The 24,109-nt window shown below is 58.4% G+C and carries 20 protein-coding genes and 1 tRNA gene; 7 read left to right on the forward strand and 14 right to left on the reverse strand.

Translation table 11 applies throughout. From position 1 onward, the window contains the following. Window positions 1-177: 177 nt before the first annotated feature. The gene (locus tag LUN51_RS04320) at window positions 178-972 is read right to left on the reverse strand and encodes a pyrroline-5-carboxylate reductase family protein (RefSeq protein WP_277810286.1); all 795 of its coding nucleotides are present in this window, start codon (window positions 970-972) and stop codon (window positions 178-180) included. Continuing rightward, the gene (locus tag LUN51_RS04325; protein WP_277810287.1) at window positions 935-1,624 is read right to left on the reverse strand and encodes a TetR/AcrR family transcriptional regulator; all 690 of its coding nucleotides are present in this window, start codon (window positions 1,622-1,624) and stop codon (window positions 935-937) included. The genes LUN51_RS04320 and LUN51_RS04325 overlap by 38 nt, the downstream gene beginning before the upstream one ends. Window positions 1,625-1,769: 145 nt before the next feature. On the opposite strand from LUN51_RS04325, the gene LUN51_RS04330 reads away from it, so the two are divergent. The 3 genes from LUN51_RS04330 to LUN51_RS04340 all read left to right on the forward strand — a co-directional run bounded on the left by LUN51_RS04330 (window position 1,770) and on the right by LUN51_RS04340 (window position 5,951). After that, complete coding sequence (locus LUN51_RS04330; protein ID WP_277810288.1) at window positions 1,770-3,806, forward strand: NADH:flavin oxidoreductase; 2,037 nt, start codon at window positions 1,770-1,772, stop codon at window positions 3,804-3,806. 94 nt (window positions 3,807-3,900) lie between these two features. Further along, entirely contained in the window at window positions 3,901-4,893 is a 993-nt protein-coding gene (locus LUN51_RS04335; RefSeq protein ID WP_277810289.1) for an Ldh family oxidoreductase, read from the forward strand. A 20-nt stretch (window positions 4,894-4,913) separates the two neighbouring features. Continuing rightward, on the forward strand, window positions 4,914-5,951 hold the full coding sequence (locus LUN51_RS04340; protein WP_277810290.1) for a trans-3-hydroxy-L-proline dehydratase: 1,038 nt from the start codon (window positions 4,914-4,916) through the stop codon (window positions 5,949-5,951). Between the two features lie 89 nt (window positions 5,952-6,040). On the opposite strand, the gene LUN51_RS04345 is transcribed toward LUN51_RS04340, so the two are convergent. The 3 genes from LUN51_RS04345 to dctP all read right to left on the reverse strand — a co-directional run bounded on the left by LUN51_RS04345 (window position 6,041) and on the right by dctP (window position 9,015). Beyond that, window positions 6,041-7,339, reverse strand: coding sequence for a TRAP transporter large permease (locus tag LUN51_RS04345; RefSeq protein WP_277810291.1), 1,299 nt, complete (start codon window positions 7,337-7,339; stop codon window positions 6,041-6,043). Window positions 7,340-7,412: 73 nt separating this feature from the next. Next, entirely contained in the window at window positions 7,413-7,916 is a 504-nt protein-coding gene (locus LUN51_RS04350; RefSeq protein ID WP_277810292.1) for a TRAP transporter small permease, read from the reverse strand. A gap of 70 nt (window positions 7,917-7,986) precedes the next feature. Continuing rightward, window positions 7,987-9,015 (reverse strand): TRAP transporter substrate-binding protein DctP, encoded by a 1,029-nt coding sequence (gene dctP, locus LUN51_RS04355; RefSeq protein ID WP_277810293.1) that lies wholly within the window; start codon window positions 9,013-9,015, stop codon window positions 7,987-7,989. A 595-nt stretch (window positions 9,016-9,610) separates the two neighbouring features. On the opposite strand from dctP, the gene LUN51_RS04360 reads away from it, so the two are divergent. The 3 genes from LUN51_RS04360 to LUN51_RS04370 are packed head-to-tail and all read left to right on the forward strand — an operon-like array spanning window position 9,611 to window position 13,387. Further along, entirely contained in the window at window positions 9,611-10,501 is an 891-nt protein-coding gene (locus LUN51_RS04360) for a dihydrodipicolinate synthase family protein (RefSeq protein ID WP_277810294.1), read from the forward strand. After that, window positions 10,476-11,855 carry an NAD(P)/FAD-dependent oxidoreductase gene (locus LUN51_RS04365; RefSeq protein ID WP_277810295.1) on the forward strand — a complete coding sequence of 460 codons (1,380 nt, stop codon included), beginning with the start codon at window positions 10,476-10,478 and terminating at the stop codon, window positions 11,853-11,855. The genes LUN51_RS04360 and LUN51_RS04365 overlap by 26 nt, the downstream gene beginning before the upstream one ends. Before the next feature lie 26 nt (window positions 11,856-11,881). Then, entirely contained in the window at window positions 11,882-13,387 is a 1,506-nt protein-coding gene (locus LUN51_RS04370; protein ID WP_277810296.1) for an aldehyde dehydrogenase, read from the forward strand. A gap of 130 nt (window positions 13,388-13,517) precedes the next feature. Here the strand turns inward: LUN51_RS04370 and LUN51_RS04375 are convergent, their stop codons facing one another. The 3 genes from LUN51_RS04375 to dbpA form a co-directional block, all read right to left on the reverse strand. Then, a complete protein-coding gene (locus LUN51_RS04375) occupies window positions 13,518-14,495 on the reverse strand; it encodes a LysR substrate-binding domain-containing protein (RefSeq protein WP_277810297.1) in 978 nt (325 codons plus the stop codon). Between the two features lie 235 nt (window positions 14,496-14,730). Further along, entirely contained in the window at window positions 14,731-15,591 is an 861-nt protein-coding gene (locus LUN51_RS04380) for a PA4780 family RIO1-like protein kinase (RefSeq protein WP_277810298.1), read from the reverse strand. 83 nt (window positions 15,592-15,674) lie between these two features. Next, the gene (gene dbpA / locus LUN51_RS04385; RefSeq protein ID WP_097021437.1) at window positions 15,675-17,072 is read right to left on the reverse strand and encodes an ATP-dependent RNA helicase DbpA; all 1,398 of its coding nucleotides are present in this window, start codon (window positions 17,070-17,072) and stop codon (window positions 15,675-15,677) included. Between the two features lie 398 nt (window positions 17,073-17,470). Between dbpA and LUN51_RS04390 the strand changes: the two genes are divergently transcribed. After that, a complete protein-coding gene (locus LUN51_RS04390) occupies window positions 17,471-18,856 on the forward strand; it encodes an FAD-binding oxidoreductase (protein ID WP_246894360.1) in 1,386 nt (461 codons plus the stop codon). A 143-nt stretch (window positions 18,857-18,999) separates the two neighbouring features. On the opposite strand, the gene LUN51_RS04395 is transcribed toward LUN51_RS04390, so the two are convergent. The 6 genes from LUN51_RS04395 to pyrE form a co-directional block, all read right to left on the reverse strand. Then, window positions 19,000-19,076: transfer RNA gene (locus tag LUN51_RS04395), tRNA-Arg, on the reverse strand. Between the two features lie 21 nt (window positions 19,077-19,097). Beyond that, window positions 19,098-19,943 (reverse strand): HpcH/HpaI aldolase/citrate lyase family protein, encoded by an 846-nt coding sequence (locus tag LUN51_RS04400; protein ID WP_277810299.1) that lies wholly within the window; start codon window positions 19,941-19,943, stop codon window positions 19,098-19,100. A gap of 46 nt (window positions 19,944-19,989) precedes the next feature. Continuing rightward, on the reverse strand, window positions 19,990-22,047 hold the full coding sequence (rep, locus tag LUN51_RS04405) for a DNA helicase Rep (RefSeq protein ID WP_277810300.1): 2,058 nt from the start codon (window positions 22,045-22,047) through the stop codon (window positions 19,990-19,992). Next, window positions 22,044-22,538 carry a tRNA (uridine(34)/cytosine(34)/5-carboxymethylaminomethyluridine(34)-2'-O)-methyltransferase TrmL gene (trmL, locus tag LUN51_RS04410; RefSeq protein WP_277810301.1) on the reverse strand — a complete coding sequence of 165 codons (495 nt, stop codon included), beginning with the start codon at window positions 22,536-22,538 and terminating at the stop codon, window positions 22,044-22,046. Before trmL ends, rep begins: the two co-directional genes overlap by 4 nt. A gap of 178 nt (window positions 22,539-22,716) precedes the next feature. Then, complete coding sequence (locus LUN51_RS04415) at window positions 22,717-23,271, reverse strand: YfaZ family outer membrane protein (protein WP_246894356.1); 555 nt, start codon at window positions 23,269-23,271, stop codon at window positions 22,717-22,719. 80 nt (window positions 23,272-23,351) lie between these two features. Then, window positions 23,352-24,038, reverse strand: a complete 687-nt coding sequence (gene pyrE / locus LUN51_RS04420; protein WP_277810302.1) for an orotate phosphoribosyltransferase — start codon at window positions 24,036-24,038, stop codon at window positions 23,352-23,354. Window positions 24,039-24,109: the final 71 nt, after the last annotated feature.

Here is a 24,109-nt window from a genome sequence, read left to right on the forward strand (position 1 = left end):
ACGCGGATCGTCGTCTGGGACGCAAACCGGGGAGAATGGTTGTTGCTGATACGGGCTTTCCAAGCAGGAGGGGGGATTTTCGAGCCCCGCCAGGAGAGGGAAGTACGGTATTGTTATCGGGTTTCATACTCTCTTCCTTTTATGGTGTTGTTGAAGAAATATCGTTAGTCGGACAACTCAGCCAGGCGTATGCCTAGCGGCGTCATGGGCTACATCCAGCCCACGATGAACGGCCTGTCTAAAACCACCTTGAAGCATGGCATTCAGGCCTTCGGTGGTTGTGCCACCGTAATCGAGAAACCTTTTGACCAGTTCACTGGGAGGGGCGGCGTTCTCCAGCATCAGTTGGCTGGCGCCCGATAGGGTATGTAGCACGCTGCGCCGGGCAGTCGCTTCTGTCATTCCCTGAGCCACGGCATGACTGATCAGCGCGTCCGCCAAGAGCGCCGGAAAAGCCGGACCGCTACCGGTCAGGGCTGTCAGGTAATCGATGTGGGGTTCATCTTCGAACTCATCGCATGGCCCGCAGCTCGACAGCAACCGATGGACCCAACTGCGCTCGACCTGGTCGACGCCAGGCGTGGCATACCAGGGCGTATAGGAGTGCCCGATGGCAGCAGCGGCATTGGGCATCGCGCGCACGATACGCTGGCTGCCGGTGGCCTGGCTCAGCGTGGTGACCGGTACCTTGGCCATCAACGAAATCACCAACCGCTTCTCGAGCAAGAGATTCAACTCGGCAAACTGCTCGGGCCTTACCGATACGACGACGACATCGGCTAACGCAAGGAGCGCCTCGGCGCTGTCGACGCAAGTGACATCCGGCCACTCGTCGTAGTGATAACCCGAGCGGCTAGCCGTCACGACAAGTTGCTCGGGGCCAATCAAACCACTGGTCAGTGCCGCGCGGCCCAGCGCGCTACCCAGCCAACCATTACCGCCGAGGATGCCGAGCGTCGGTGTCTGCTTCATGAATCATCTCCTGTTGGACAGCCGCCAGCTCCTCGGCTGGGAACCGGGCTGTATGCCGTGCGGCAAAACGCTCCAAGTCCGCGGGTGTGCAGGGTTGTCCGGTAAAGATATCGACATACTGGGCCACACGCCGGATACGCGTGTCCTTGCTCTCTTGGGTATGCATCGAGATATAGCCGATCTGGAGCAAGTAAACGGTCCTGGCCCGGGTATCGGCTTCAGAGGCTTCGTAGCCGTAGCGGATAAACATGGCTTGCAAGGCTTCAAGGCGCTGTTCATCGGCGCGGCGGACCCGCTCGGAGACGGCGTCCTCTTGCAAGCTCCAACTTCTAACGGCGTATTCGAATTCCGAGTCGAAGAGCGCTGGGTCGAACCAGCAGTCGAAAACGTTCAGCATCGCCTCGACGATCGAGGAGGCATACTTTTCGGTCTGCAGCACCAGCGCTTGGGTATTTTGGCGTTCCCAGCGGTCCAGCAGTGCGCCAAGCACTTCTCCACGGTCCCTGAATAACCAGTAGAAACTGGTGCGCGACGTTCCCAGCTTCTTGGCCAGCGGCACAATCTTGACGGCGCTGACACCGGAGGTGATCAACAAGTCGTACGCCGCATCGATCCAGGCAATCTGGTTAATAGTGGGACGGTCGTTTTTCACGCAACTTCCTCAGGTAATGGACACGACGATGATGATATCAAAAAGCGACTTGTCGGCTTTATGTACACCGCTGTCTTCATTATTGACAAAGATGTACAGCGAAGACTAGCTTGTGTCAACACCAAAACAAAAAGGCCTTCCCATCATGAAAAACGATCCGTTGCTACAACCTCTACAACTCAAGCATCTGACGCTAAAAAACCGAGTCATGCTGACCTCGCATGAACCTGCCTACCCGGAAGACGGTATGCCCAAGGAGCTTTACAGGGCCTATCACGTCGAACGCGCCAAGGCGGGTGTGGCGCTCACCATGACGGCGGGATCCGCTGCGGTATCCAGAGATAGCCCGCCCGTTTTCAACAATATTCTTGCTTACAAGGATGAAGTGGTGCCGTGGATGCGCGATCTGAGCGACGCCTGCCACGAGCACGGTACTGCGGTCATGATTCAGCTAACCCACCTGGGCCGCCGGACTCGCTGGGACAAGGGCGACTGGCTGCCGGTCATCTCGGCGTCTCACCACCGCGAGGCCTCCCACCGCGCCTATCCCAAGAAGGCGGAGCTCTGGGATATTGAGCGACTCATCAAGGATTACACCGACGCTGCCGAACGCATGTATGCCGCTGGCCTGGATGGCCTTGAGATCCAGGCCTACGGACACCTGATGGATCAGTTCTGGTCGCCGCTGACCAATGAGCTCGATGGCCCCTACGGGGGTAGCCTGGAAAATCGACTTCGCTTCACTCTTGAGGTGTTTCAAAGCATCCGTGAACGGGTAGGCGATAAGTTCCTGCTAGGGGTGCGCTACACCGGCGATGAATGCTTGCCCGGGGGCTTCGATGCACGCGACGGCATGGCGATCTCGCACCGGCTGAAGGACAGCGGCCTGGTGGATTTCCTCAACGTCGTGAAGGGCCATATCGATACCGACCCCGGCCTGACTGATGTCATTCCGATCCAGGGCATGCCCAGCGCACCGCACCTGGATTTCGCTGGTGACATCAAGCGTGAAGTCGACTTCCCCACCTTCCACGGCGCCAAGATCCAGGATGTCGCCACAGCACGGCACGCCATCGCCTCCGGCAAGGTCGACATGGTCGGCATGACACGCGCCCATATGGCAGACCCCCACCTGATGAAGAAGGTCATGGAGGGACGCGAAGAGGAGATCCGCCCCTGCGTTGGCGCCAACTACTGTCTCGACCGCATCTATCAAGGCGGAGCGGCCTACTGCATCCATAACGCGGCCACCGGCCGCGAAACCACCATGCCGCACACCATCCCACCGGCCGATACCCAGCGTAAGGTCGTGGTGATCGGCACCGGGCCTGGCGGTCTGGAGGCAGCGCGAGTGGCTGCCGAGCGCGGACACGAAGTCGTGGTGCTCGAAGCCGCCGATGCCCCGGGCGGCCAGATCCGCCTGACGGCACAAAGCGAGCGTCGCCGCGAGATGATGGGGATCATCGACTGGCGCGTTGAGCGCTGCCAAGCCATGGGCGTCGCCTTCCAGTACAACGTGTTCGCGGAGCAGGACGAAGTGCTCGCCGAATCGCCCAATGTCGTCATCGTGGCGACCGGTGGGCTGCCCAACGAGCAGGCGCTTGATGAAGGCAACGAATTGGCCATCACGGGATGGGATATCCTCTCTGGCCACGTCAAGCCGGGCAGCAATGTCCTCGTCTATGACGACGCCGGTGACCATACAGCCTTGCAGGCGGCAGAGATCATTGCCAAGGCGGGCGGTAAAGTGGAGTACATGACCGCCGATCGCGCACTGGCGCCGGAGGTCATGGCCATGAACCTGGTGCCGTATATGCGCTCTCTCCAGCAGCTGGACGTGACATTCACGCCGACTTTTCGCCTGACCGGCATTCGCCGCGACGAGGGCGGCCTGGTGGCCTCGGTCAACAGTGACTACACCGACGTCCAGCGGGAACGGCGCGTGGACCAGGTAGTGGTCAATTTCGGCACCTTGCCGATGGAAGATCTCTACGAGGAACTGAAACCGTTATCGAGCAACCAGGGCGCGGTCAATTATGACAAGCTGATCGTCGGCACTCCTCAAGCGCTCAATACCAATGAAGAGGGCACATTCCAACTGTTCAGAATCGGTGACGCGATTTCCCAGCGAAATACGCATGCTGCCATCTACGATGCCCTCAGACTGGTCAAGGATCTTTGAGACACAGCGCCGTTAGACGCCTTTCACCAATACGCCGAGCCGCCAGGCCACGTTTCAGAGTGGCTTGGCGGCGCTTATGAGGAGTTCAAGTTTCTTGGAACAACAGACTCTTTCCGCCCACGAGGCAGAAATCCTGGCCGAACGGGCTTGTCTCGCCGCGGGCGCCAATCACGCCACCGCGCGCTCCCTGGCCAAGGCAACAGTGTCGGCTGAGCTCTTCGGACGCGCTGGCGTCGGCTTCCCGCATCTACTGGACTATCTTTCCAGTTTCCGCGCAGGGCGCATCAATGGCTATGCCGAGCCGCAACTCACCTCGCCTTTGCCGGCCATCATGCATTCGGACGCCGATGGCGGCATCGCGCAGCTCGGTTTCGATTCGGCAGCCTCAACGCTCGTCGAAAGAACCCGGGAGCTGGGCGTTACGCTCTTCACCCAACGCAATAGCTATACGACCGGTGAGCTAGGCTATTACGTGCGCCGTCTGGCTCTGGAAGGGCTGATTGCCTTTGCCGTGTCCAACAGTCCTGCCGTGGTCGCGGGGGCCCCCGGTGGCCAGGGCGTTTTCGGTACCAATCCGATGGCGTTTGCCGCGCCCCTGGCCGATGCCATCGCGCCACTGGTCATCGATCAGGCCTCCAGTGCTACGGCCTTCGTCAATCTTGCCAAGGCAGCAGAAGAAGGTCGCGAGATTCCCGCCGGCTGGGCCACCGACGAAACGGGCAGCATGACGACCGATGCCACCGCCGCCCTGCGCGGCACGCTTCTAGCGTTCGGCGGTACAAAAGGCGCCAACGTTGCATTGATGGTCGAGTGCCTCGCCGCCGGGGTATCTGGCGCCTCCTGGTCACTCGACATGCCGGACTTCCAAAAGGGAGAGCGCCTGATCGATGCCGGGATGACGATCATTGCCATCCAGCCCACGGCCATCGACGCAGACTTTGCCACGCGTTTGAGCCGACAGCTCGACCGAATCGCCGACCGCGGCACCTATGTACCCGGTCGCCGCCCGGTACAAAACGATGTGTCGGAAGCGGATCAGGTTACGATCGATACTGCCGTCCTCGAAGATATCCGCCGTTTCCTGTGAGCGGCGGATAGGAGATATACATGAGAACTTCAAAAACTATTCACGTTGTTTCATGCCATGCCGAAGGCGAAGTGGGCGATGTCATTGTCGGGGGCGTTGCACCTCCGCCAGGTGACACTCTCTGGGAACAACGCAATTGGATCGACAAAGATCAGACACTACGCAACTTCGTCCTCAACGAACCGCGCGGTGGAGTCTTCCGTCACGTTAACCTCCTGGTCCCGCCAAAGCATCCTGAAGCCCAGATGGGCTGGATCATCATGGAGCCGGAGGATACTCCGCCCATGTCGGGCTCTAACTCCATCTGCGTATCCACAGTGTTGTTGGATAGTGGCATCATCCCGATGCAAGAGCCGGTGACCGAAATGGTTCTCGAGGCCCCAGGCGGACTGGTCAGGGTGACGGCAGAGTGTCATGCCGGCAAGGCCCAGCGGATCACCGTGGAGAATGTTCCCTCCTTCGCCTGCGCGCTGGACCAGACACTTCACGTGCCAGGCATCGGGGAGATTCGAGTCGATACCGCTTACGGTGGTGATAGCTTCGTTGTCGTGGATGCTGACGAGCTCGGGCTCAGCCTTGAAGAACACGAAGCTCATCACCTTGCGAAGCTTGGCGTGCGCATCACAAATGCTGCCAATGAGCAGCTGACGTTCCATCATCCAGACAACCCGGAGTGGACGCATTTTTCTTTCTGCCTGTTCGCAGGCCCCGTGGGGCGTGAGGGAAACCGCCTCTCGGCCCGCTCAGCGGTATCGATCCAGCCAGGAAAGATTGACCGCTCCCCCACTGGCACGGCGGTATCCGCCCGTATGGCCCTACTGCATGCTCGGGACGAGATGGCCGTGGGAGATTATTTCACCGGCAGATCGATCATCGGGTCGGAGTTTCAGGGCCGTCTCAAAGGCGAAACGACAGTCGGAGGTCAACAGGCCATCGTCCCGGAAATTTCGGGCCGGGGCTGGATCACGGGTATTCATCAGCACATGCTGGATCCCGAAGATCCTTGGCCTGAAGGCTATCGCCTGACCGACACCTGGCCATCGTTCAAGGATGAGTAGCACGTCTCGATGCCAAGGCGCTGGCTCCCCACGAAAAGCTGCCCCCGAGGGGGGCAGCTTTCTTTTTTCACTTTCCCACAATGCTTGTACTAGCCGACATAGCCGAGCAGCCGAGGCAGGAAAAGTGACAACGACGGCCAGTAGGTCGTGATCAGCATCACCGGCAACGCGGCAAGCAGCATAAAGCTGAAAGCGGGCCGAATCACCTGAGACATGCCGACCTGTCCTATCCGACAACTCATGAACAGGATTGGCGCCATGGGCGGGCTGTTGCAACCGATGACGACACTGGTGCCCACGATGGCGGCAAAGTGAACCGGGTGGATGCCAATACTCTCCATGACCGGCAACAGCAGTGGGCTGAGAATGGCCACGACACTCACATCATCCATGATCATTCCCATCAGGATCAGAAAGAGATTGACCATCAGCAGAATCAGTAACTTATTCTGGAAGAGGTCCAACAAGAGATCGGTCAATTGCTGTGGCACTCTTTCGAAGGTAAAGATACGACTCGCGACAAAGGAAAAGAGCAGGATGATCATGATGACGCCTGTCGTCGTGGCCGCTTGAATGAAACAACGTGCCAGCGCCTTCATGTCGAGGTCACGGTAAACGAACAGTCCGACGGGAATGGCATAGACGACCGCAATAGCTGCCGCCTCGGTGGGAGTGAAGATGCCGCCGTAGATACCGCCCAGGATAATGACCGGAAGCATCAACGCGGGCAAGGCTTTCCACCCCGTACTACCGATGTCCCGGAACCGGTTGCTCAGCGTGATCACTTCGGGATTATAAGCAGGGTTTTTGCGCATCTTGATGGCGTTGATGACGCACAAGAAAATGATCAACAGGATACCCGGGCCGATGGTTGCCAAAAACACGGCAGCGACAGATTGTCGGGTCACCACGGCATAAAGAATCATGGTGATGCTGGGCGGAATCAATAACCCGAGTAGTGAAGAGATCCCGACCAAGGCGGTGGAGTAAGGACGGCTATAACCGTGTTTCTCCATCGGACCGATCATGATGGTGCCGATAGAGGCCACGGCGGCAGAGGCAGTGCCCGAAATAGCACCAAAGACGCCGCAGGCCATCACCATGGAGGTTCCCATTCCACTGCGGGACGAGCCCACGACAGCCTCGACAAAACGCAACAACCTGGCTGCGATCCCCCCTGACTGCATCAAATAGCCGGTCATGACAAATAGCGGTAGCGCCAGAAGTATAATGGAATTGATGGACCAAAACCCTGTTGTCATTAATGACGAGATATCGACATCATAAGCGAGCGAGAGCACGAGCGTCATGGCGGCAAACGAGAACACAACCGGCACGCCTATGATCATCAAAATTACGACTGCACCTATAGCTAATAAGGCACCCATATATTTCTCCGGTTGTTGTTAAAAGGTCTCATGGCGTCAGGCCTTTCTTGAACCATCTCTTTTCATTTACATATCACTTGTTCATGAGTTTCCCAACATCCTTGATTAAGTCTCTTACCGCATAGACCAGCAGCAGAACACTCGCCACAAACAGGCTACCCTGGGAAAGATATTGTGGAATGCCGAACACTGGCGTCACCTGGCCTTTGTCAAAACCCCAAGAAAAAAGGCTGTAGCTCCAGGTCACAAAAAAGGTTGCCATCACGACCGAGAGCACGGTGGCGAGCAGCCTTATCATGTCTTGCCAAGTCTCATGATGCACAAAGGCCTGAATAAAGTCGGCACTGAGATGGGATCTTTCCCGCGATGCCAAGGCAGCTCCGAGCATATACAGCCATATGGCGGCCATCAGAACCAGCTCTTCCAGACCAAAGACGGGCACATCGAGAAGAGTCCTTGAAGCAATTCCTGCCACCATGGCGAAGGACACGAAGATGCCTAGTATCGTCACGGCGACTTTGATAAGAGATGTGATCTTATCATCGAGAGTGACAAGGAGATTCATAAAGGTTTTCATGATATTGCCCCAATAGGCAGTGAGCGGAGTGGCCCGCTAAAGCGGCCACTCCATATCACCTGTCAAGACATTATTGTGGCTTGGAGGCATTCTCACGAACAGATTTCATGATGTCCTCGCCCAAGGATTCCTCTGCCTCGACCCACACTGATTTACGGACTCGTTCAATCCATGCTTTCATTTCGGCATCGGACGGCTCAATGTATTCCATGCCATCTTCCTGGGCCTTCTTGATCCACTTTTCATCTTCGGCCTGGGCATTCTCGAACTGCTCGTTAACTACGACTTCCACGGCATCAGAGATTATTTTCCGATCTTCTTCATCCAGAGCCTTCCATGCCCCTTGATTCATCAAGAAAGTATAGAAAGAGAAGTTGTGCTTGGAATGCACAAAATAGTCGAGCAACTCGTTAAAATAAGTGTAGTCCCAGTAGATCACATTACTAGAGTCACCATCGACGACGCCCGTCTGGATTGAGGTGTAAACTTCGGACCAGTCAATAGGAACAGCCTGAAAGCCCATGGCTTGAATCGTTTGAGGCAACGGAAAGATAGGTTGCGAGCGAAGCTTTATTCCTTGCGCGTCTTCATAGTTAGTCGCATAGGTATCCGCTGTCGCTATACCACCAAAGCCTTCCGGAAAAGGCCCTAGGTACTTCAGCCCGATATCCGACAAGATGGGATCAATGACTTCCGTAATCCAGCCATCCTGGCCATAGGTTTCAAGTGCATCATCCCATCCTAACGTCAAATACGGTAACGTCAGCACGCCAAGCCTTTCATCGTAAGATGTTTGGGGCCAGCCCAGGAAGAGGTCGATATTGCCGCGGACCAACTGGTCGAAAAGCTCCTGAGGCCCCCCGATCTCATCCTGATAAAAAACATTCATGGAAATTCTGCCATCGGATTCCTCTTCCACGATATCCGATATTCGCTTTACTGCCTGGCCTTGTGGCGATTCTCGGTCACCCGACTCCGTCGCTATCGTAAAATCTAACTCTTTCTCACTTGCCCAAGTGGAAGCCGAGAAACCAGCAGCGGCGATAAGTGATACTGCCACTAAGGTTGAGTTAACCGTCATTGCATTTTTCAGTGTCATAACACCTCTCCAGGCGAGCTTTTGTAATTGGACTCGTACCTTTTCGCATGGCTGCATGCCAAGCATTCTTTCAACCTATTACTACGGGGTGAGTAATGAAAACGACTTTTCTTCAGTACAAAGCAAAACCTGAGGTTATGATAGACACACACACAGCACTACTAATAGGCATTACCGAAGCTGTCGACCGGTACCGGCTAGCCAATTGAGGCGGTCAGCACCATCCCGCTTCAGCTAGGGCTGCAGGTTCGTAGGGGGGAAGGCACACAGAAGAAGCTATCACTCAATTATGCATCTCGATTTCGTTAGAGGGCAAACAATTTAATTCAATCTATCGTCAATACAGGATACTGACATCTAATAGTTCGTTGCTAAAAGTCAAGAGTAACAACGCATTGCCAATATTCTTATGGGCGACAACACCAACCGATCACAATGTACAAAAGTCACCTGAACATCAAGGGCAGAAATCAATAACCTGTGGTAATTGAAAATTACCAAAAAAGGTTTCTTTCTTGCGTTACGCCCGCATGCTTATTCTGTAGACATGGCCATTCGGCCATCCTCACATCACTTACAAACAAAAGGGAATAATATGAATTTTGATGGTATCTGGACGCCTGTCGTCACTCCCTACGCCCAAGATGGGTCTGTTGACCTTACCGTTCTAGGCAACGTCGTCGACACATTAATTGACCAAAAGGTGAGCGGTTTGATCATCGGCGGTACGACTGCCGAATATTATGCCTTGAGCAAAGATGAGCGAAAGAAAGCGCTTGCCTTTGTCTCCGAACACGTCAATGGCCGTGCGCCCATCATGGCGGGTATCAACGCCACGACGACCGAGGAATGCCTGGAACTGGGCCGCTATGCAAAATCCGTCAACTATAATGCGATTTTGGTACCGGCTCCCTATTACTGCCAGCCGACTCAGGACGAATTGCTGGAGCATATTCGCTGTATTGACGACGCCCTCGATATGCCAGTCATGCTCTACAACTTTCCCGATCGCACTGGTGTGCCGATGAGCCTTGAGCTCATTCAGGCGCTTCGCGACCGTCCCAATATTCAGGCAATCAAGGAAAGCACAGGCTCTATAGAGCGGATGCATGCCCTCGCCAATGACTTTAAAGATCAGATCCAGCTAAGTTGCGGCATGGACGACCAGGTGCTGGAGTTCTTCACTTGGGGTGCCCGCAGTTGGGTTGGCGGGGCGTCCAATTTCCTGGCACCAGAGCACGTTGCCCTCTATCAGGCATGTGTGGTTGAACAAGATTTCGTTGCGGGCCGTGAACTGGCTTCTCGCCTATTGCCGGTACTCAACCTCCTCGAACAGGGCGGCAAGTTCTGCCAGTACATCAAGTATGGCTGCGAACTGGCGGGTCTACCGGTTGGACCAGCGCGGCGTCCCTTGCTTCCTCTCAACGATGAAGAAAAGGCCAATTTTAAAAGTGCATACGATGCACTTGTCGCTCAACGCGGCTGAGCGATTGTTGGTGGAGGCCTTCGATATGCAACTCCAATGCAATCTACTTCCCCAAAATGATGGCCGCTGTGGCTGGTATGACACACTTCCCCAACCACCAGCAGCAACGCCGCTTAGGGGTAAGGCCGAGGCCGACTGGGTTGTGTTGGGTGCAGGGCTAGCTGGCCTCGCTGCCGCGCGTAGATTGGCCGAACTACAGCCTCGGAAGCGGATTGCTCTGATTGATGCACGCCGTGTCGGCTTCGGAGCAGCTGGGCGCAACTCCGGTTTCATGATCGATTTACCGCATGATCTGGCGTCACACAGCTATACCGGTGCCCGGGAGACGGATCTCCGTCAGATCCGTCTCAACCGTGGTGCGATCGTTTACATGCGTGACATCGTGCAGCGCTGCGGCATTCAATGCGACTGGCAGGAAAAAGGCAAACTCCACGGCGCTGTCGAGCCTCATGGTATCCGCGCGCTAACGTCGTTCGCCAAGGGACTGAGTGCACTGGACGAGCCTTATCACGAGCTGGATCGCCAAGCGATGAAGCGCATAACCGGCACAGACTTCTATAGTGCCGGTTTACGCACTCCTGGGGCAGTTTTGGTGCAACCAGCCGCACTGTGCCGCGGCCTGGGCGCTACGCTCCCGGCAAATGTCCAACTCTACGAGGATAGCCCTGTACGCGACATTACCATCGGCGCCCCTCATACCCTGATCACCGATCAGGGACAATTGAAGGCCACAAAGATGATACTGGCCAACAACGCCTATGCCGCTCAATTTAGCCAACTTGGCCTCAAGGGACGAATACTCCCTGTCTATACCTACGGAAGCCTGACCAGGCCTTTGACCCCCCATGAGCAAGACGCGCTGGGGGGGGAGGAAAGCTGGGGCCTGATACCTTCAGACCCGATGGGAACCACGGTAAGACGACTGTCCAATGGGCGCATCTGTATACGCAACTCCTTTACATACAACCCGAGCGTCAGTGCCAGTGCAAACCGACTCCAACGTGTACGTACCTCTCATTGTCGCTCATTCGAAAAACGTTTCCCCATGCTGCCAAAGGTCGACATGGAGTACACCTGGGGAGGCGCTTTATGCGTTTCCCGCAATGGGGGGACGCCTTTTGGTGAAATCAAACCGGGGGTTTTCAGCGCCGTTTGCCAGAATGGACTCGGCCTGACCCGCGGGACGATTACCGGAAAACTGATTGCCGAGTATGCACTCGGTGTCGAAAGCGAACTGCTCAATGACATGCTGCAACAGCCAAAGCCCATCGCTAACCCGCCCGAGCCTCTGCTCGGCCTGGGAGTGCGTTCGACGCTGGCCTGGAAGGAATGGCAAGCCGGTATTGAGCTCTAGTCAATGCATTAAACAGGAGAACAACAATGTCCAATGTTCTGACACAAGAAACTATCAAGCATCAGATCGAACGGCTGGAATACCGCAATCTGGCGTTTATCGATGGTCAATTCGTCCCTGCTCGCTCTGCAGAAACATTCGCTACATTGAATCCGGCCACCGGCGAATTACTGACTCAGATCGCTGCTTGTGATGCCGCAGATGTCGATATGGCCGTTCAGGCGGCACGTCGCGTGTTCGAGAGTGGCGCTTGGTCGCAACTCGCGCCTGCCGACCGCAAGGCCACGCTGATACGCTTCGCCGATGCCATCGAAGAGCACTGCTTCGAGCTTGCCGCCCTTGAGGCGCTCGAAGCGGGTAAGCCGATTGGCGAATGTTTCAATGTGGACATCCCCGACACGGCAAACAGCCTGCGCTGGCACGCCGAGGCGATCGACAAGCTGTATGACGAAGTCGCGCCCACCGACAAGGATGTCATGGCCACGATCACTCGCGAGCCGATCGGTGTGGTTGCGGCCGTTCTGCCGTGGAACTTCCCGGCCATGATGGCGGGCTGGAAGCTAGGGCCCGCACTGGCGACGGGCAACAGCGTCATTCTGAAACCCTCGGAACTGACCTCGCTGAGCACGCTGAGATTGGCCGAGCTGGCCTTGGAAGCCGGCATCCCATCCGGTGTACTCAATGTCGTGCCTGGGCTGGGGCATACTGCTGGCAAGGCCATCGGGCTTCACCCGGACATCGATTTGGTCGCCTTCACGGGGTCGACGGAGACGGGACGGCGTTTTCTGGAGTATTCAGCCGCCAGTAACCTCAAGCGCGTGGTACTGGAATGCGGCGGTAAAAACCCGCAGATCGTCATGTCGGACATTGCCGATATACAGGCCGTGGCGAGCGATGTCCTGGCTGCCGCGTTCTGGAACATGGGTGAAAACTGCTCTGCGGGCTCGCGTTTGATTGTGCACCGTTCAGTGAAGGACAAACTACTCGAAGAGGTGCTGCGCCAACTCGATGCCGACTGGACCACAGGCGATCCCCTGGATCCCTCCGTTCAACTTGGTGCTCTCATAGAGCAGGCGCATCTGGAAAAGGTCATGGGGTATATCGAGCGCGCCAAGGCCGAAGGCTTTGTCCCGGTCACAGGAGGTCAGCGGTTGAACGAAGAAACGGGGGGCTATTTCGTCGCTCCGACCATTTTCGACGAGGTGCCTGCGAGCGCCTCAGTCGCCCAGGAAGAAATCTTTGGTCCCGTCCTGGCAGTGGTGCCCTTCGACACGGAAGAGGAAGCAATCAGGATCGCCAACGATACCTGTTATGGGTTGGCGGCATCGCTGTGGAGCGAGAACCTGAACACGGTCTATCGTATGTCCGCGGCGATCCGAGCGGGTACGATTTCCGTTAACTGCTTCTCGGAGGGAGACGCTACCACGCCCTTCGGCGGCTACAAGCAGTCTGGTTTCAGTGGCCGCGACAAGTCGCTGCATGCCCACGACCAATATTGCGAGCTAAAAACGACCTGGATACAGCTTGCGTGAGAAAGGCCACATTACGGCTTTCTGCCATTCCCGTCCGTCGGGAATGGCAGTAGCACTTTAGCCAGCATCCCATCAATGCAGATGGGAGAGCTTCAACGCTTTCATCTCCGTACCTTCTGAAAGCCCACCATCATGCGCTTGCCGTGGCGATATCGCACTGATTTAGAAACCAGTGTTTGAAAAGAGAAAGCGTCTCGTCGTCTTCTTTGTCTTCGCGATAAGCCAGATAATGCCGGGTGCCTTCCAAAGTGAGTTCCTGTTCGACAGGCCTCACCAAGCGTCCCTTGGCGACCAATGGATTCACGAGGTGATCCCAGCCCAACGCAATTCCTTGATTATTCAACGCCATCTGCACAAGCATGTTGTAATCGTTGGCATTGAAGGTGTGCATTCCTTCCTGAGGAGGCCCTTCATCACGTGCTTTGTGTATGGCTAACCACATTTCCCAGTTGACGTGCTCCGCTATTTGCGAACGACCGTATGGGCTCAGATTGAGCAATACACCATTACGCAAACCTTCTAGCGTGTTTAGTTCTGGATGTGCCTCCAGATAGTTCGGTGAACAGACGGGGTAGATAACATCATGGAACAAAGGAATCCCACGATAACCTTCACGTACCTTTTGCATCTTGGTAATGAAGATGTCGGGACGAACCCCGGGTTCCAGCGTCAGAAAATTCTCGGTTGTCACCAGTTGAAGGTCGACGTCCGGGTGGGCGCTGAAAAAACTGGGCAAACGGTGCGATAACCACAACGCTGAAAATGCGGGTGAGCAACAAAGCGTTAGCGAGCGCTTGGTATTGGTCGAGCTCTGCTTTTGGATACGGTCTGCCGCTTGGGCGATATTGAGGAAAGAGAGCTGGACGGCATCGAAAAAAATCGAACCATCCGGGGTCAGCTCTATGGAACGCCCAACCCGCTTGAACAATGCGGTCCCGAGAAACCCTTCCAGCTCCCTCACCTGACGGCTAATGGCCGCTTGGGTGACACATAGGGATTCCGCCGCTCGCGTAAAGTTCTGATAACGAGCGGCAGCCACGAAAGATTTCACTGCCGTTAGCGACGGCATCTTGATAAGCGTCTGATCTGGCTCAGTATGCTTGATCATAGCGGCAAGAGGTTACCAGAAGCCGCATTGGCATGAGTATCTTCCATCATATCGCTCTTATCGTCGCTCAATGCTGCATAAGGCAGGAACACAGCCCCTACACTACCCCAAAGCTTTCTATGGCAACAAATGCATTTTCCCTCGACGTAAGGGCCCTACAGGCCCGCTACATCATAGAAGCGTAGCGGCCAGTACGTCACAACATCCCTGTCGCGCCCCAGCGCTAGCCGCTGAATCAGTCGTCGTCCTCAAGATCGTCACGCGCGCGTTCGCGGCGCTCTTCGGCTTCTTCGCGGGCATCGTCGATCACTGCCATCAGCTCCATAACATCGACGTCGAGGGTGTCGGGTTCGAAGTGTCCGGTGAGCGGGCTATCCGGGTGCAACTCGCCAGCTTCATAGAGCGCCCAGATCTCCTTGCCGTAGTCAGTATTGAGCAGCGCCGGCTCGAAGCGCCCGAACCAGGCACGCATGTTGTCGACGTCGCGCACCAGCAGCATCGGCGCACTGTTGTTGCCCGCCGCGTCGACCGCCTGGGGCAGGTCGATGATCACCGGCCCGTCTTGGTCGACCAACACGTTGAACTCGGAGAGATCGCCGTGCACTAGCCCGGCGCACAGCATGCGCACCACATCGGCGATTACTCGGTCGTGATAATCACGCGCCTGCTGCGGGCTCAGCGTCACCTCGCCAAGCCGGGGGGCAACGCCGTCCTCACCGTCGCTGATCAGATCCATCAACAGCACGCCATCGACGAAACCGTGCGGCCGTGGCGCGCGCACATCTGCCGCCGCCAGCCGATACAGCGCATCGACCTCGGAGGTTAGCCAGGCCGTTTCCTGTTCCTTCTGGCCGTAGCGGGTCTTCTTGGCCATCGCCCGGGCGCGCCGGCTATTGCGCCCCTTGCGACCCTCCTGATACTGCACTGCCTGCTTGAAGCTGCGCTGACTGGCTTCCTTGAACACCTTGGCGCAACGCAAATCTGCGCCGCAGCGCACGACGTAAACCTGGGCTTCCTTGCCACTCATCAACTGGCTGACGACCTCATCGATCAAACCGTCGTCGACCAAGGGCTGGAGTCTCTTGGGTACTTTCATATCACCTTATTTATAGTATGAGCCAATAATCGGCAACGCATCGTATCGGCATCGCGAATAAATTCGCTCCCACGAAAACATGACTAGCGAGTGACACGGCGCGCCCGGAACGACCGCCCCTTGATCCGCCCATTGGCGAGCTGATCGAGCGCGGCGCGGGCCACCTCGCGCTCGACGGCAACGAAGGCGCTGCGCTCGGTGACTTGGATCTTGCCGACCTGATCGCCGGCGATACCCCCCTCGCCGGTCAACGCGCCGAGGATGTCACCCGGGCGCACCTTGTGTTTCTTGCCGGCACCGAGCTGTAGCGTCGCCATGCGCGGCGTGAACGGCTGCGGGTTGCCGCGCAGCGTCGGCAGCGGTTCGAAGACAAGCGACTCGCCGAGGAAGTCGCTAAGCTTTTCGAGCCGATAGCGCTCATTGTCGGCGACCAACGTACAAGCCACACCCTGCTCACCGGCCCGGCCGGTACGCCCGATGCGGTGCACGTGAACCTCGAGCTCGCGGGCGATCTGATAATTGAACACCGCATCCAGCGCGTCGATATCCAATCCGCGCGCCGCCACGTCGGTGGCGACCAGAATCGACACACTCTTGTTGGCGAACATCGCCAGGATGCGATCGCGATCGGGCTGCTCCAGGTCACCGTTGAGCGCCAGCGCGCTGAAACCCACCGCGTTCAGGGCATCAGCGACCTGCAGGGTCTCGCGCTTGGTGTTACAGAACACCACGCTGGAGGCCGGGCGCTGGCTGAGCAGCAGGCGCTGTAACGCCGGCACACGGGCATCCTCGTCGGCAACCCGATAAAAGTGCTGGCGAATGCTGGTGTCGTCATGAGTCGAGGCGACCTCGACGTTCAGCGGTTCGCGCATCATGCGCTCGGCGATGGGCCGGATGCCCGCGCCGTAGGTAGCGCTGAACAACAGCGTCTGACGCGAGGCTGGCGCCTGGCCGACGATCGCCTCGATGGCCGCCTGGAAGCCCATGTCGAGCATGCGGTCGGCTTCATCAAGCACCAGCGTGGTCAGCGCGTCGAGTGTCAACGAGCCCTTGCGCAGATGCTCCTCGATCCGCCCCGGCGTACCCACCACCACATGCGCGCCATGCGCCAACGAGTCCCGCTGCGCCTTGAGCGGCGCCCCGCCGCACAGCGTCAGTACCTTGACGTTGCCAAGCTCGCGCGCCAGCCGACGCACCTCTCCGGCGACCTGGTCGGCCAGCTCACGGGTCGGACACAGCACCAACGACTGCACGCGAAACGCTTTCACTTCAAGCTGCGAGAGCACGCCCAGGCCGAACGCCGCCGTCTTGCCCGAGCCGGTCTGGCCCTGGCCGATCACGTCGCGCCCGGCGAGAATCGCCGGCAGGCTCTCGGCCTGGATCGGCGTCATGGTGTGATAGCCCAGCGACTCAAGGTTGGCGAGCAACGCAGGCGCCAGCGGCAAAGTGGCGAAATCGGATGGGGATGGCGAATCGGACACGGCGGCAAATCCTGTCGTGAAGCTGGCCACGCCATACACACGAAGAGGCGGCGCGTAATAGCGAGTGGATGATCAAGGATGGAATGGCGGCAGGATAACAGAATCGCGCTCGGAGCGTGCGCGCAAGCCAATGCCGCGATCAGGAATCGAAGAGCAACAGGCGGGCCAGCAAGCAATCATGCGTCACCCAAGCCCTGCTGCAGACACATGAAGATGGAAGGGCATAAACAGGAGGAGATTGTTGACATTCACACCTATACTGTGCTTATCCACTGACGAAATGCCAATCATGGGATCACTGTGAGGCATAAGGCTAATCGCCAGACTGGTCGTATTCCTCTCCCCCGCCCGGGGCTGCCTTTGGTGTGTGCCCCGTGGCATACGTAACGGTGGTTGCCATGAGCCAGTTTTCACAGACCCAACTAAAGGAGTTCAAGACCAATGTCGCGGGAAGTGTGATTCTCCCCGACGATCCGCAATACGACGAAGTTCGCCAAATCTGGAATGCCATGATTGATCGCAGGCCTTCCATGATTGTGCGCTGCACTTCAGCTGCAGATGTGGTCCATTCCTTACGCTTCATTCACCAGCACGATTTGTCCTTCTCCATACGCGGAGGCGGTCACAACATCGCAGGCAACGCTGTCTGCGATGCTGGCATGATGATCGACCTCTCGCTGATGAAGGGAGTGCATATCGATCAAGAGCGTCAACAAGGCTCCGTCGAGCCAGGCTGTACCCTCGCTGATTTTGACGCCGCCGCCCAAGCGTACGGCCTCGCCACACCGTTAGGCATCAACTCCACCACGGGAGTGGCCGGTCTAACTCTGGGCGGGGGCTTCGGTTGGCTCAGCCGCAAGTACGGCATGACCATAGATAACCTGCTTTCTATGGAGGTGATTACAGCCGATGGTCAACAATTACACGCCAGTGAATCAGAAAACGCCGATCTTTTCTGGGGGCTGCGCGGCGGAGGCGGTAATTTTGGGATCGTGACGCGTTTCGAGTACCAATTGCATCCGGTGGGACCCAACATACTGTGCGGTCTTATCGTCTTCCCCTTCGACCAAGCGAAAGAGGTCATCACACGGTTTGCTCGATTCACCGAAACAATGCCGGACGAACTCAACGTATGGCTGATCACTCGCCAGGCGCCTCCTCTACCCTTTCTACCTGGGGACGTCCACGGGAAAGAGATCGTCGCGCTCGCCATGTGCTACGCCGGCGACCCTGCTGAGGGCGAGAGACACATCGCACCGTTGCGAGAATTCGGTACCGCTTACGGCGAGCACATTGGTGTACAGCCATACACCGACTGGCAACAGGCTTTCGACCCACTGTTGACACCAGGTGCCCGCAACTACTGGAAAACACATAATTTCTCGACGCTCGAAGAAGGGCCGATCGATGCCATCATCGAATATGCCAGTGCATTACCGTCTTCGCAGTGCGAGATATTCATCGGCACGATCGGAGGCCAGACACACCAAGCACTTCCCGAAGCGATGGCCTACTCAAACCGTGATGCCAACTACGTGCTGAACGTGCATGCGCGATGGGAAACGGCTGCCGAGGACGCACACTGCATTGCCTGGGCACGTGAATTCTTTGCTCGCTCACAACCCTTCGCCAGCAGTGGCGCCTATATCAACTTCCTGACCGGGGATGAGAGCGATCGCGTCGCTTTCGCCTACGGTACGAGCTACGAGCGATTGGCAAAACTCAAGAAGAAGTTCGATCCGGCAAACATTTTCCGTGTCAACCAGAACATCCGTCCGGCTTAAATGCCCTTATACCCAAGCCATGAGGGTTGTCATCATCTCGAACTGAGGGACTCAAACGGCATCTGTATTGCCACGCCTATTCAGGAGGGGGAATAGAGAAAAGAAAAAGCCCGCGAGATGACTCGCGGGCTTTTAGATATTCTTGGCCCGCCCTGAAGGATTCGAACCTTCGACCTTTGCCTCCGGAGGGCAACGCTCTATCCAGCTGAGCTAAGGGCGGAACGCGGCATATCCTACTGTGTCAGGACAGGTGTTGTCCACCGCGAACACCCGCCTCGTGCTTGGCGAGAATGCCCCGGGCACGGCTGACGACCGGCGCGTCGACCATCTGGCCCGCGACGCTGAATGCGCCAGCCTCGCGGTCAGCACCGTCGATCACTTGCCTGGCCCAGGCCACATCGGCCTCGCTGGGAGAAAACGCCCGGTTGACGGCGGTCAACTGCCGGGGGTGAATGCATAGCATGCCGGCGAAGCCCATCTCCTCGGCATGGGCGGCCGTCCGCGCCACGGCGTCCGTGTCGTCGATGGCGGGATGGGGGCTCTCGAGCGGCGCGGCCAGGCCCGCCGCGCGCGAGTGAACTACCAGTTGGTAGCGCCCCTGATCTAGCATTTGGCGCGCACCCGGCGTCTCGGGTCTCAGTCCCAGCTCGGTGATTAGGTCCAGGGCCCCGAAGCTCAGCCGCTCGACCCCAGCCACGCCGGTCAGGCTAGGCAACGCCAACAAGCCTTGCGCCGTTTCGACCTGCAGACACAGCGGCTTGCCGCAGGCGGCCGCCTGCTCCAGCGCTGGGCCGGATTCGGCCTTGGGCACCAGCAGATGCGTGACGGCCGCATGGCGCGCGCACAGCGCCAGATCGAGCGCATGATGCGGGGAGCCGGGCGCGTTCACGCGCACCACGAGCGAGGTCTGCGGATTATCCGCCAGGAATGCCGCGAGCGTATCCCGGGCCTCGGCCTTGTCGCCATCGGCGACAGCGTCCTCCAAATCGACGATCACGGCATCCGCCGGGCTAGCCAGGGCCTTGGCGATGCGATCCGGCCGGGTGGCCGGCACGAATAAAAGAGAGCGTAGGGCGTGCGGGTTCATAACAGGCTCCGTCAGATGACGCGGTTATCTTGCAGGCGCTGGCGCGCTACCCCAGCAACGAGCGCAGCCCGGCGATGGCGTCCTTGCCGCGCGCCTGCTTCTTCTCGGGGTCTTCCTTGTCGGCGCGGCCTTCCCATTCGAGGTCGTCGGGCGGGAGCTCCTCAAGGAAACGACTAGGCGTGCAGTCCAGCAGCTCGCCGTAGGCCTTGCGCTGGCGAGCCAGGGTCAGCGTCAGCGTGCGCCGCGCCCGGGTGATGCCGACGTAGGCGAGACGCCGTTCCTCCTCGATGGTACCGGCTTCGACCGCGTTGCGATGCGGCAGTAGTTCTTCTTCCAGCCCCATCAGGTAGACATGCGGGAACTCCAACCCCTTCGAGGCATGCATGGTGAGCAGCTGCACCCGGTCGGAGTCGTCTTCCTCGGCCTGTTGCTCGAGAATGTCACGCAGCACTAGACGCGATATCGCCGACTGTACGTCATCGGTCTCCTCGGATGCATCGCCATCTTCGTCGTCACGGTGCATCGATTTCTCGAGCTGGTCGACCAGCGTCCACACATTGGCCATGCGCCGCTCTGCGATGGTCGGGGCGCTGGCGTTCTGGAACAGCCAGGCCTCGTAATCCATCTCGCGCAGCATGTCACGAATCGCCGCGATGGCATCGCCTTGATCCATGCGCCGGCGCACGCCGTCGATGAAGTGCGTGAAGCGCGACAGACGCTCCACCGCACGCGTGGGCAGAACCTGCTCAAGGCCGATTTCGTGGCATGCGGCGAACAGCGACACCTGCCGCTCGGTGGCGTAGTTGGCAAGCTTCTCCAGTGTTCCCGGGCCGACCTCGCGACGCGGCACGTTGACGATGCGCAGGAAGGCGTTGTCGTCGCCGGGATTGATCAACAGGCGCAGGTACGCCATGGCGTCCTTGATCTCGTTGCGCGAGAAGAACGACGTGCCGCCGGAGAGCTTGTAGGGAATCTGGTAATGCTGGAGCTTGAGCTCCAATAATCGCGCCTGGAAGTTACCTCGGTAAAGGACCGCGAAATCACGCCATTCGGCACGCTCCTTGATCCGCCGGGTAAGGATCTCGCTGGCCACGCGCTCGGCCTCGGCCTCCTCATGGCGGTTGACGATGACACGAATGGCGCCGCCCTGGCCCATCTCCGACCATAGAGTCTTCTCATAGACGTGGGGGTTGTTGCCGATCAGCGTATTCGCCGCGCGCAGGATGGTGCCGGTGGAACGATAATTCTGCTCGAGCTTGATGACGTTCAAGCGCGGGAAGTCCTCGCCCAGTGTCACCAGGTTCTCGGGACGCGCACCGCGCCAGGCGTAGATCGACTGGTCGTCGTCGCCCACCACGGTGAAGGTCGCGCGCTCGTCCATCAGCAGCTTGACCAACTGATACTGGCTGACGTTGGTGTCCTGGTACTCGTCGACCAGCATGTACTGGATCTTGCGCTGCCAGCGGGCCAAGGCCTCGGGGTTGTCGCGCAGCAGCACCACCGGCAGCAGAATCAGGTCGTCGAAGTCGACCGCGTTGTAGGCCTTGAGATGCCGACTGTAGGCTTCGTACACCCGCGCCGCGTATTGCGCGTCTTCATCCGCGGCGTGCGAGATCGCCTGTCCCGGCAGCACCAGGTCGTTCTTCCACTGAGAAATCTGCCCCTGCACCGCATTGATCTGCTCGGCGTCGGTATCCGCTTCCTTCTGCATCAAGTCGCGCAGCAGTGCCTTGGCGTCTTCGGGGTCGAACAGCGAGAAGCCTGGCTTGTAGCCCAACGTCTTCAATTCGCCGCGAATGATGTTGAGCCCCAGGGTGTGGAAGGTCGAGACCGTCAGACCGTGGCCCTCGCGTCCCTTGAGCATCTCCCCCACGCGCTCCTTCATCTCGCGCGCCGCCTTGTTGGTGAAGGTCACCGCCGCGATCTTGCGCGCGCTCATCCCGCATTCCTGGATCAGGTAGGCGATCTTTGTGGTGATCACGCTGGTCTTGCCGGACCCGGCGCCGGCCAGCACCAGGCAAGGGCCGTCGATATAGCGCGCGGCTTCCTGCTGACGGGGGTTGAGCTTGGCGAGGCGCTGGCGAATCGAGGGCGTAGTGCTCATGACGTCGGTGCCGTACTCGCATCGGCGATCCCCGCCCCAGCGAACTCGAGCTGTCGCCAGGCTTCGAAGACCAGGATCGCACAGGCATTGGAAAGATTCAGGCTGCGGCTGTCGGGCAGCATGGGAATGCGCAGCCGCTGCGCCGGCGGCAAGGCGTCGAGCATGGTCTGTGGAAGCCCGCGGGTCTCGGGACCGAAGACCAAGGCGTCGCCTTCCCGATAGGCGACCTCGTGATAGCCGGTGCGGCCGCGCGTGGACACCGCCAGCACGCGCGCTGGCTGCACATTATCCACGAAAGCGCCCCAGTCGGCGTGTACCTTCACCCGCGCCCACTCGTGGTAGTCGAGGCCCGCACGACGCAGACGCTTGTCGTCGAGCGCGAAGCCCAGCGGCTCGATCAGATGCAGGCGAAAGCCGGTATTGGCGCACAAACGGATGAGATTGCCCGTGTTGGGCGGAATTTCGGGCTCAAAGAGTACGATATCGAGCATGAGGATCACTGTGCCAAGGCGGCGAAGAGCCACCATGATACGCAATCGGCGCCCCGAATGGGACGCCGATACTCGTTACAGCGCTCCGAACCCAGCGCTCGAAGCCATGGGTTCGGCTTTTGATCTTTCTTCCCGCTTAAGGCTTATGGTCTACCGCTACCGGCACAACCGGGCGCTCTCAGAAGCCAACGCTGACGCCTACTACCGGCCCACTGTCGAGGGTATGCTCGCCGCTCTCGTCGAAGTCGGTGCGGTAATAGCGATACCCGCCATAGAGATAGGTCTGCGAGACGACATTGACTCGCGCCTGGGCGCCGTATTCGTAGCTCTTCTCGATGTCACCGTGGCTCAGGCCATCCGGCGTGTAAAAGCCGTAGCCACCCACCGAGGTCAGCGGAATCGGCGTATCGACGTAGGCCGAACCGCCGAGCCCAACGCCGCCACCGTCACCGAAGTGCGTGTCCTGGTATTGATAGCGCGCGCCCACCGAGAGGTCGACCAGCGGCAGATAGGGCGAGAACATCAACGACCCGGAATAAGCGTCGGCGTCATGACCGCTATCGTCCGAGGAAAAGTAGCCGACACTGGCGCGCAGGGTCGGGAAGATGCTCTGGCTCGCTTCGATCCCATGCGAGTCGGCACCCGCGTTGGCGGAAACGCTGAGCGCCATGGCCTGCTGGCTGGCCAGCAGGAGGCCGGCAGAGGTGAGCGCAAAACCGAGTGACTTGATCATGGGAGACTCCCGCAAAAGATGGTGAACACTGCCACCACTATGGCATAATCGCATCAGTTTAGAAACGCCGTTTTCAAACCTTATCCGTCGAGACGCACACCGTAACGATCGCGATACGCACGAATAGCCTCGGCATGAGGCTTGAGGTCGTTACCGGCATGAGTTTCGAGATAGGCAAGCACCTGGTCGAGCGTGACGATACTCACGACCGGCATGGCATAGCGTGCCTCGACCTCCTGGATGGCGCTGTGGCGCTGGGTGCCATCTTCGGCCTGGCCGCACTCCTGACGATCAAGGGCGATGACCACGCCCGCCGCCTGGGCATCGGCGGCATCGATCAGGTCCATGACCTCGCGGATTGCGGTGCCTGCGGTGATGACGTCGTCGATGATCAGCACCCGGCCGGCGAGCGCCGCGCCGACGATGTTGCCGCCTTCGCCGTGAGCCTTGGCTTCCTTGCGGTTGAACGCGAACGGCAAGTCGCGGTCATGATGATCGGCCAGTGCCACGGCGGTGGTGGTCGCTAGCGGGATGCCCTTGTAGGCCGGGCCAAAGAGAACATCCGCCGCGAGGCCGCTATGCGCGATGGCCTGCGCATAGAAGCGGCCCAGGCGTGCCAGGGCACGGCCGCTCTTGAACAGGCCGGCGTTGAAGAAATAGGGGCTGACCCGCCCGGACTTGAGGGTGAATTCACCGAAGGTGAGGACGCCTTCTTCGATGGCGAACTCGATGAACTCCTGCTGATATGGTTGCAGTTGCGCGGTCACGCCGGACTCCCTATCACCCTGATCGCTATTACACATTTACCTAAACGTCGAAAGCTCAGGTATCATACACG

The sequence above is a fragment of the Chromohalobacter canadensis genome, from assembly GCF_029544075.1.
In the GTDB taxonomy this organism is placed as follows: domain Bacteria; phylum Pseudomonadota; class Gammaproteobacteria; order Pseudomonadales; family Halomonadaceae; genus Chromohalobacter; species Chromohalobacter canadensis_A.

What these genes read in the sequence shown, in the direction of transcription:
- LUN51_RS04320 (WP_277810286.1), bottom strand. Translation starts at nt 972, where the DNA reads ATGAAGCAGACACCGACGCTCGGCATCCTCGGCGGTAATGGTTGGCTG.
- LUN51_RS04330 (WP_277810288.1), top strand. Translation starts at nt 1,770, where the DNA reads ATGAAAAACGATCCGTTGCTACAACCTCTACAACTCAAGCATCTGACG.
- LUN51_RS04340 (WP_277810290.1), top strand. Translation starts at nt 4,914, where the DNA reads ATGAGAACTTCAAAAACTATTCACGTTGTTTCATGCCATGCCGAAGGC.
- LUN51_RS04345 (WP_277810291.1), bottom strand. Translation starts at nt 7,339, where the DNA reads ATGGGTGCCTTATTAGCTATAGGTGCAGTCGTAATTTTGATGATCATA.
- LUN51_RS04350 (WP_277810292.1), bottom strand. Translation starts at nt 7,916, where the DNA reads ATGAAAACCTTTATGAATCTCCTTGTCACTCTCGATGATAAGATCACA.
- dctP (WP_277810293.1), bottom strand. Translation starts at nt 9,015, where the DNA reads ATGACACTGAAAAATGCAATGACGGTTAACTCAACCTTAGTGGCAGTA.
- LUN51_RS04360 (WP_277810294.1), top strand. Translation starts at nt 9,611, where the DNA reads ATGAATTTTGATGGTATCTGGACGCCTGTCGTCACTCCCTACGCCCAA.
- LUN51_RS04365 (WP_277810295.1), top strand. Translation starts at nt 10,476, where the DNA reads ATGCACTTGTCGCTCAACGCGGCTGAGCGATTGTTGGTGGAGGCCTTC.
- LUN51_RS04370 (WP_277810296.1), top strand. Translation starts at nt 11,882, where the DNA reads ATGTCCAATGTTCTGACACAAGAAACTATCAAGCATCAGATCGAACGG.
- LUN51_RS04375 (WP_277810297.1), bottom strand. Translation starts at nt 14,495, where the DNA reads ATGATCAAGCATACTGAGCCAGATCAGACGCTTATCAAGATGCCGTCG.
- LUN51_RS04380 (WP_277810298.1), bottom strand. Translation starts at nt 15,591, where the DNA reads ATGAAAGTACCCAAGAGACTCCAGCCCTTGGTCGACGACGGTTTGATC.
- LUN51_RS04390 (WP_246894360.1), top strand. Translation starts at nt 17,471, where the DNA reads ATGAGCCAGTTTTCACAGACCCAACTAAAGGAGTTCAAGACCAATGTC.
- LUN51_RS04400 (WP_277810299.1), bottom strand. Translation starts at nt 19,943, where the DNA reads ATGAACCCGCACGCCCTACGCTCTCTTTTATTCGTGCCGGCCACCCGG.
- rep (WP_277810300.1), bottom strand. Translation starts at nt 22,047, where the DNA reads ATGAGCACTACGCCCTCGATTCGCCAGCGCCTCGCCAAGCTCAACCCC.
- trmL (WP_277810301.1), bottom strand. Translation starts at nt 22,538, where the DNA reads ATGCTCGATATCGTACTCTTTGAGCCCGAAATTCCGCCCAACACGGGC.
- LUN51_RS04415 (WP_246894356.1), bottom strand. Translation starts at nt 23,271, where the DNA reads ATGATCAAGTCACTCGGTTTTGCGCTCACCTCTGCCGGCCTCCTGCTG.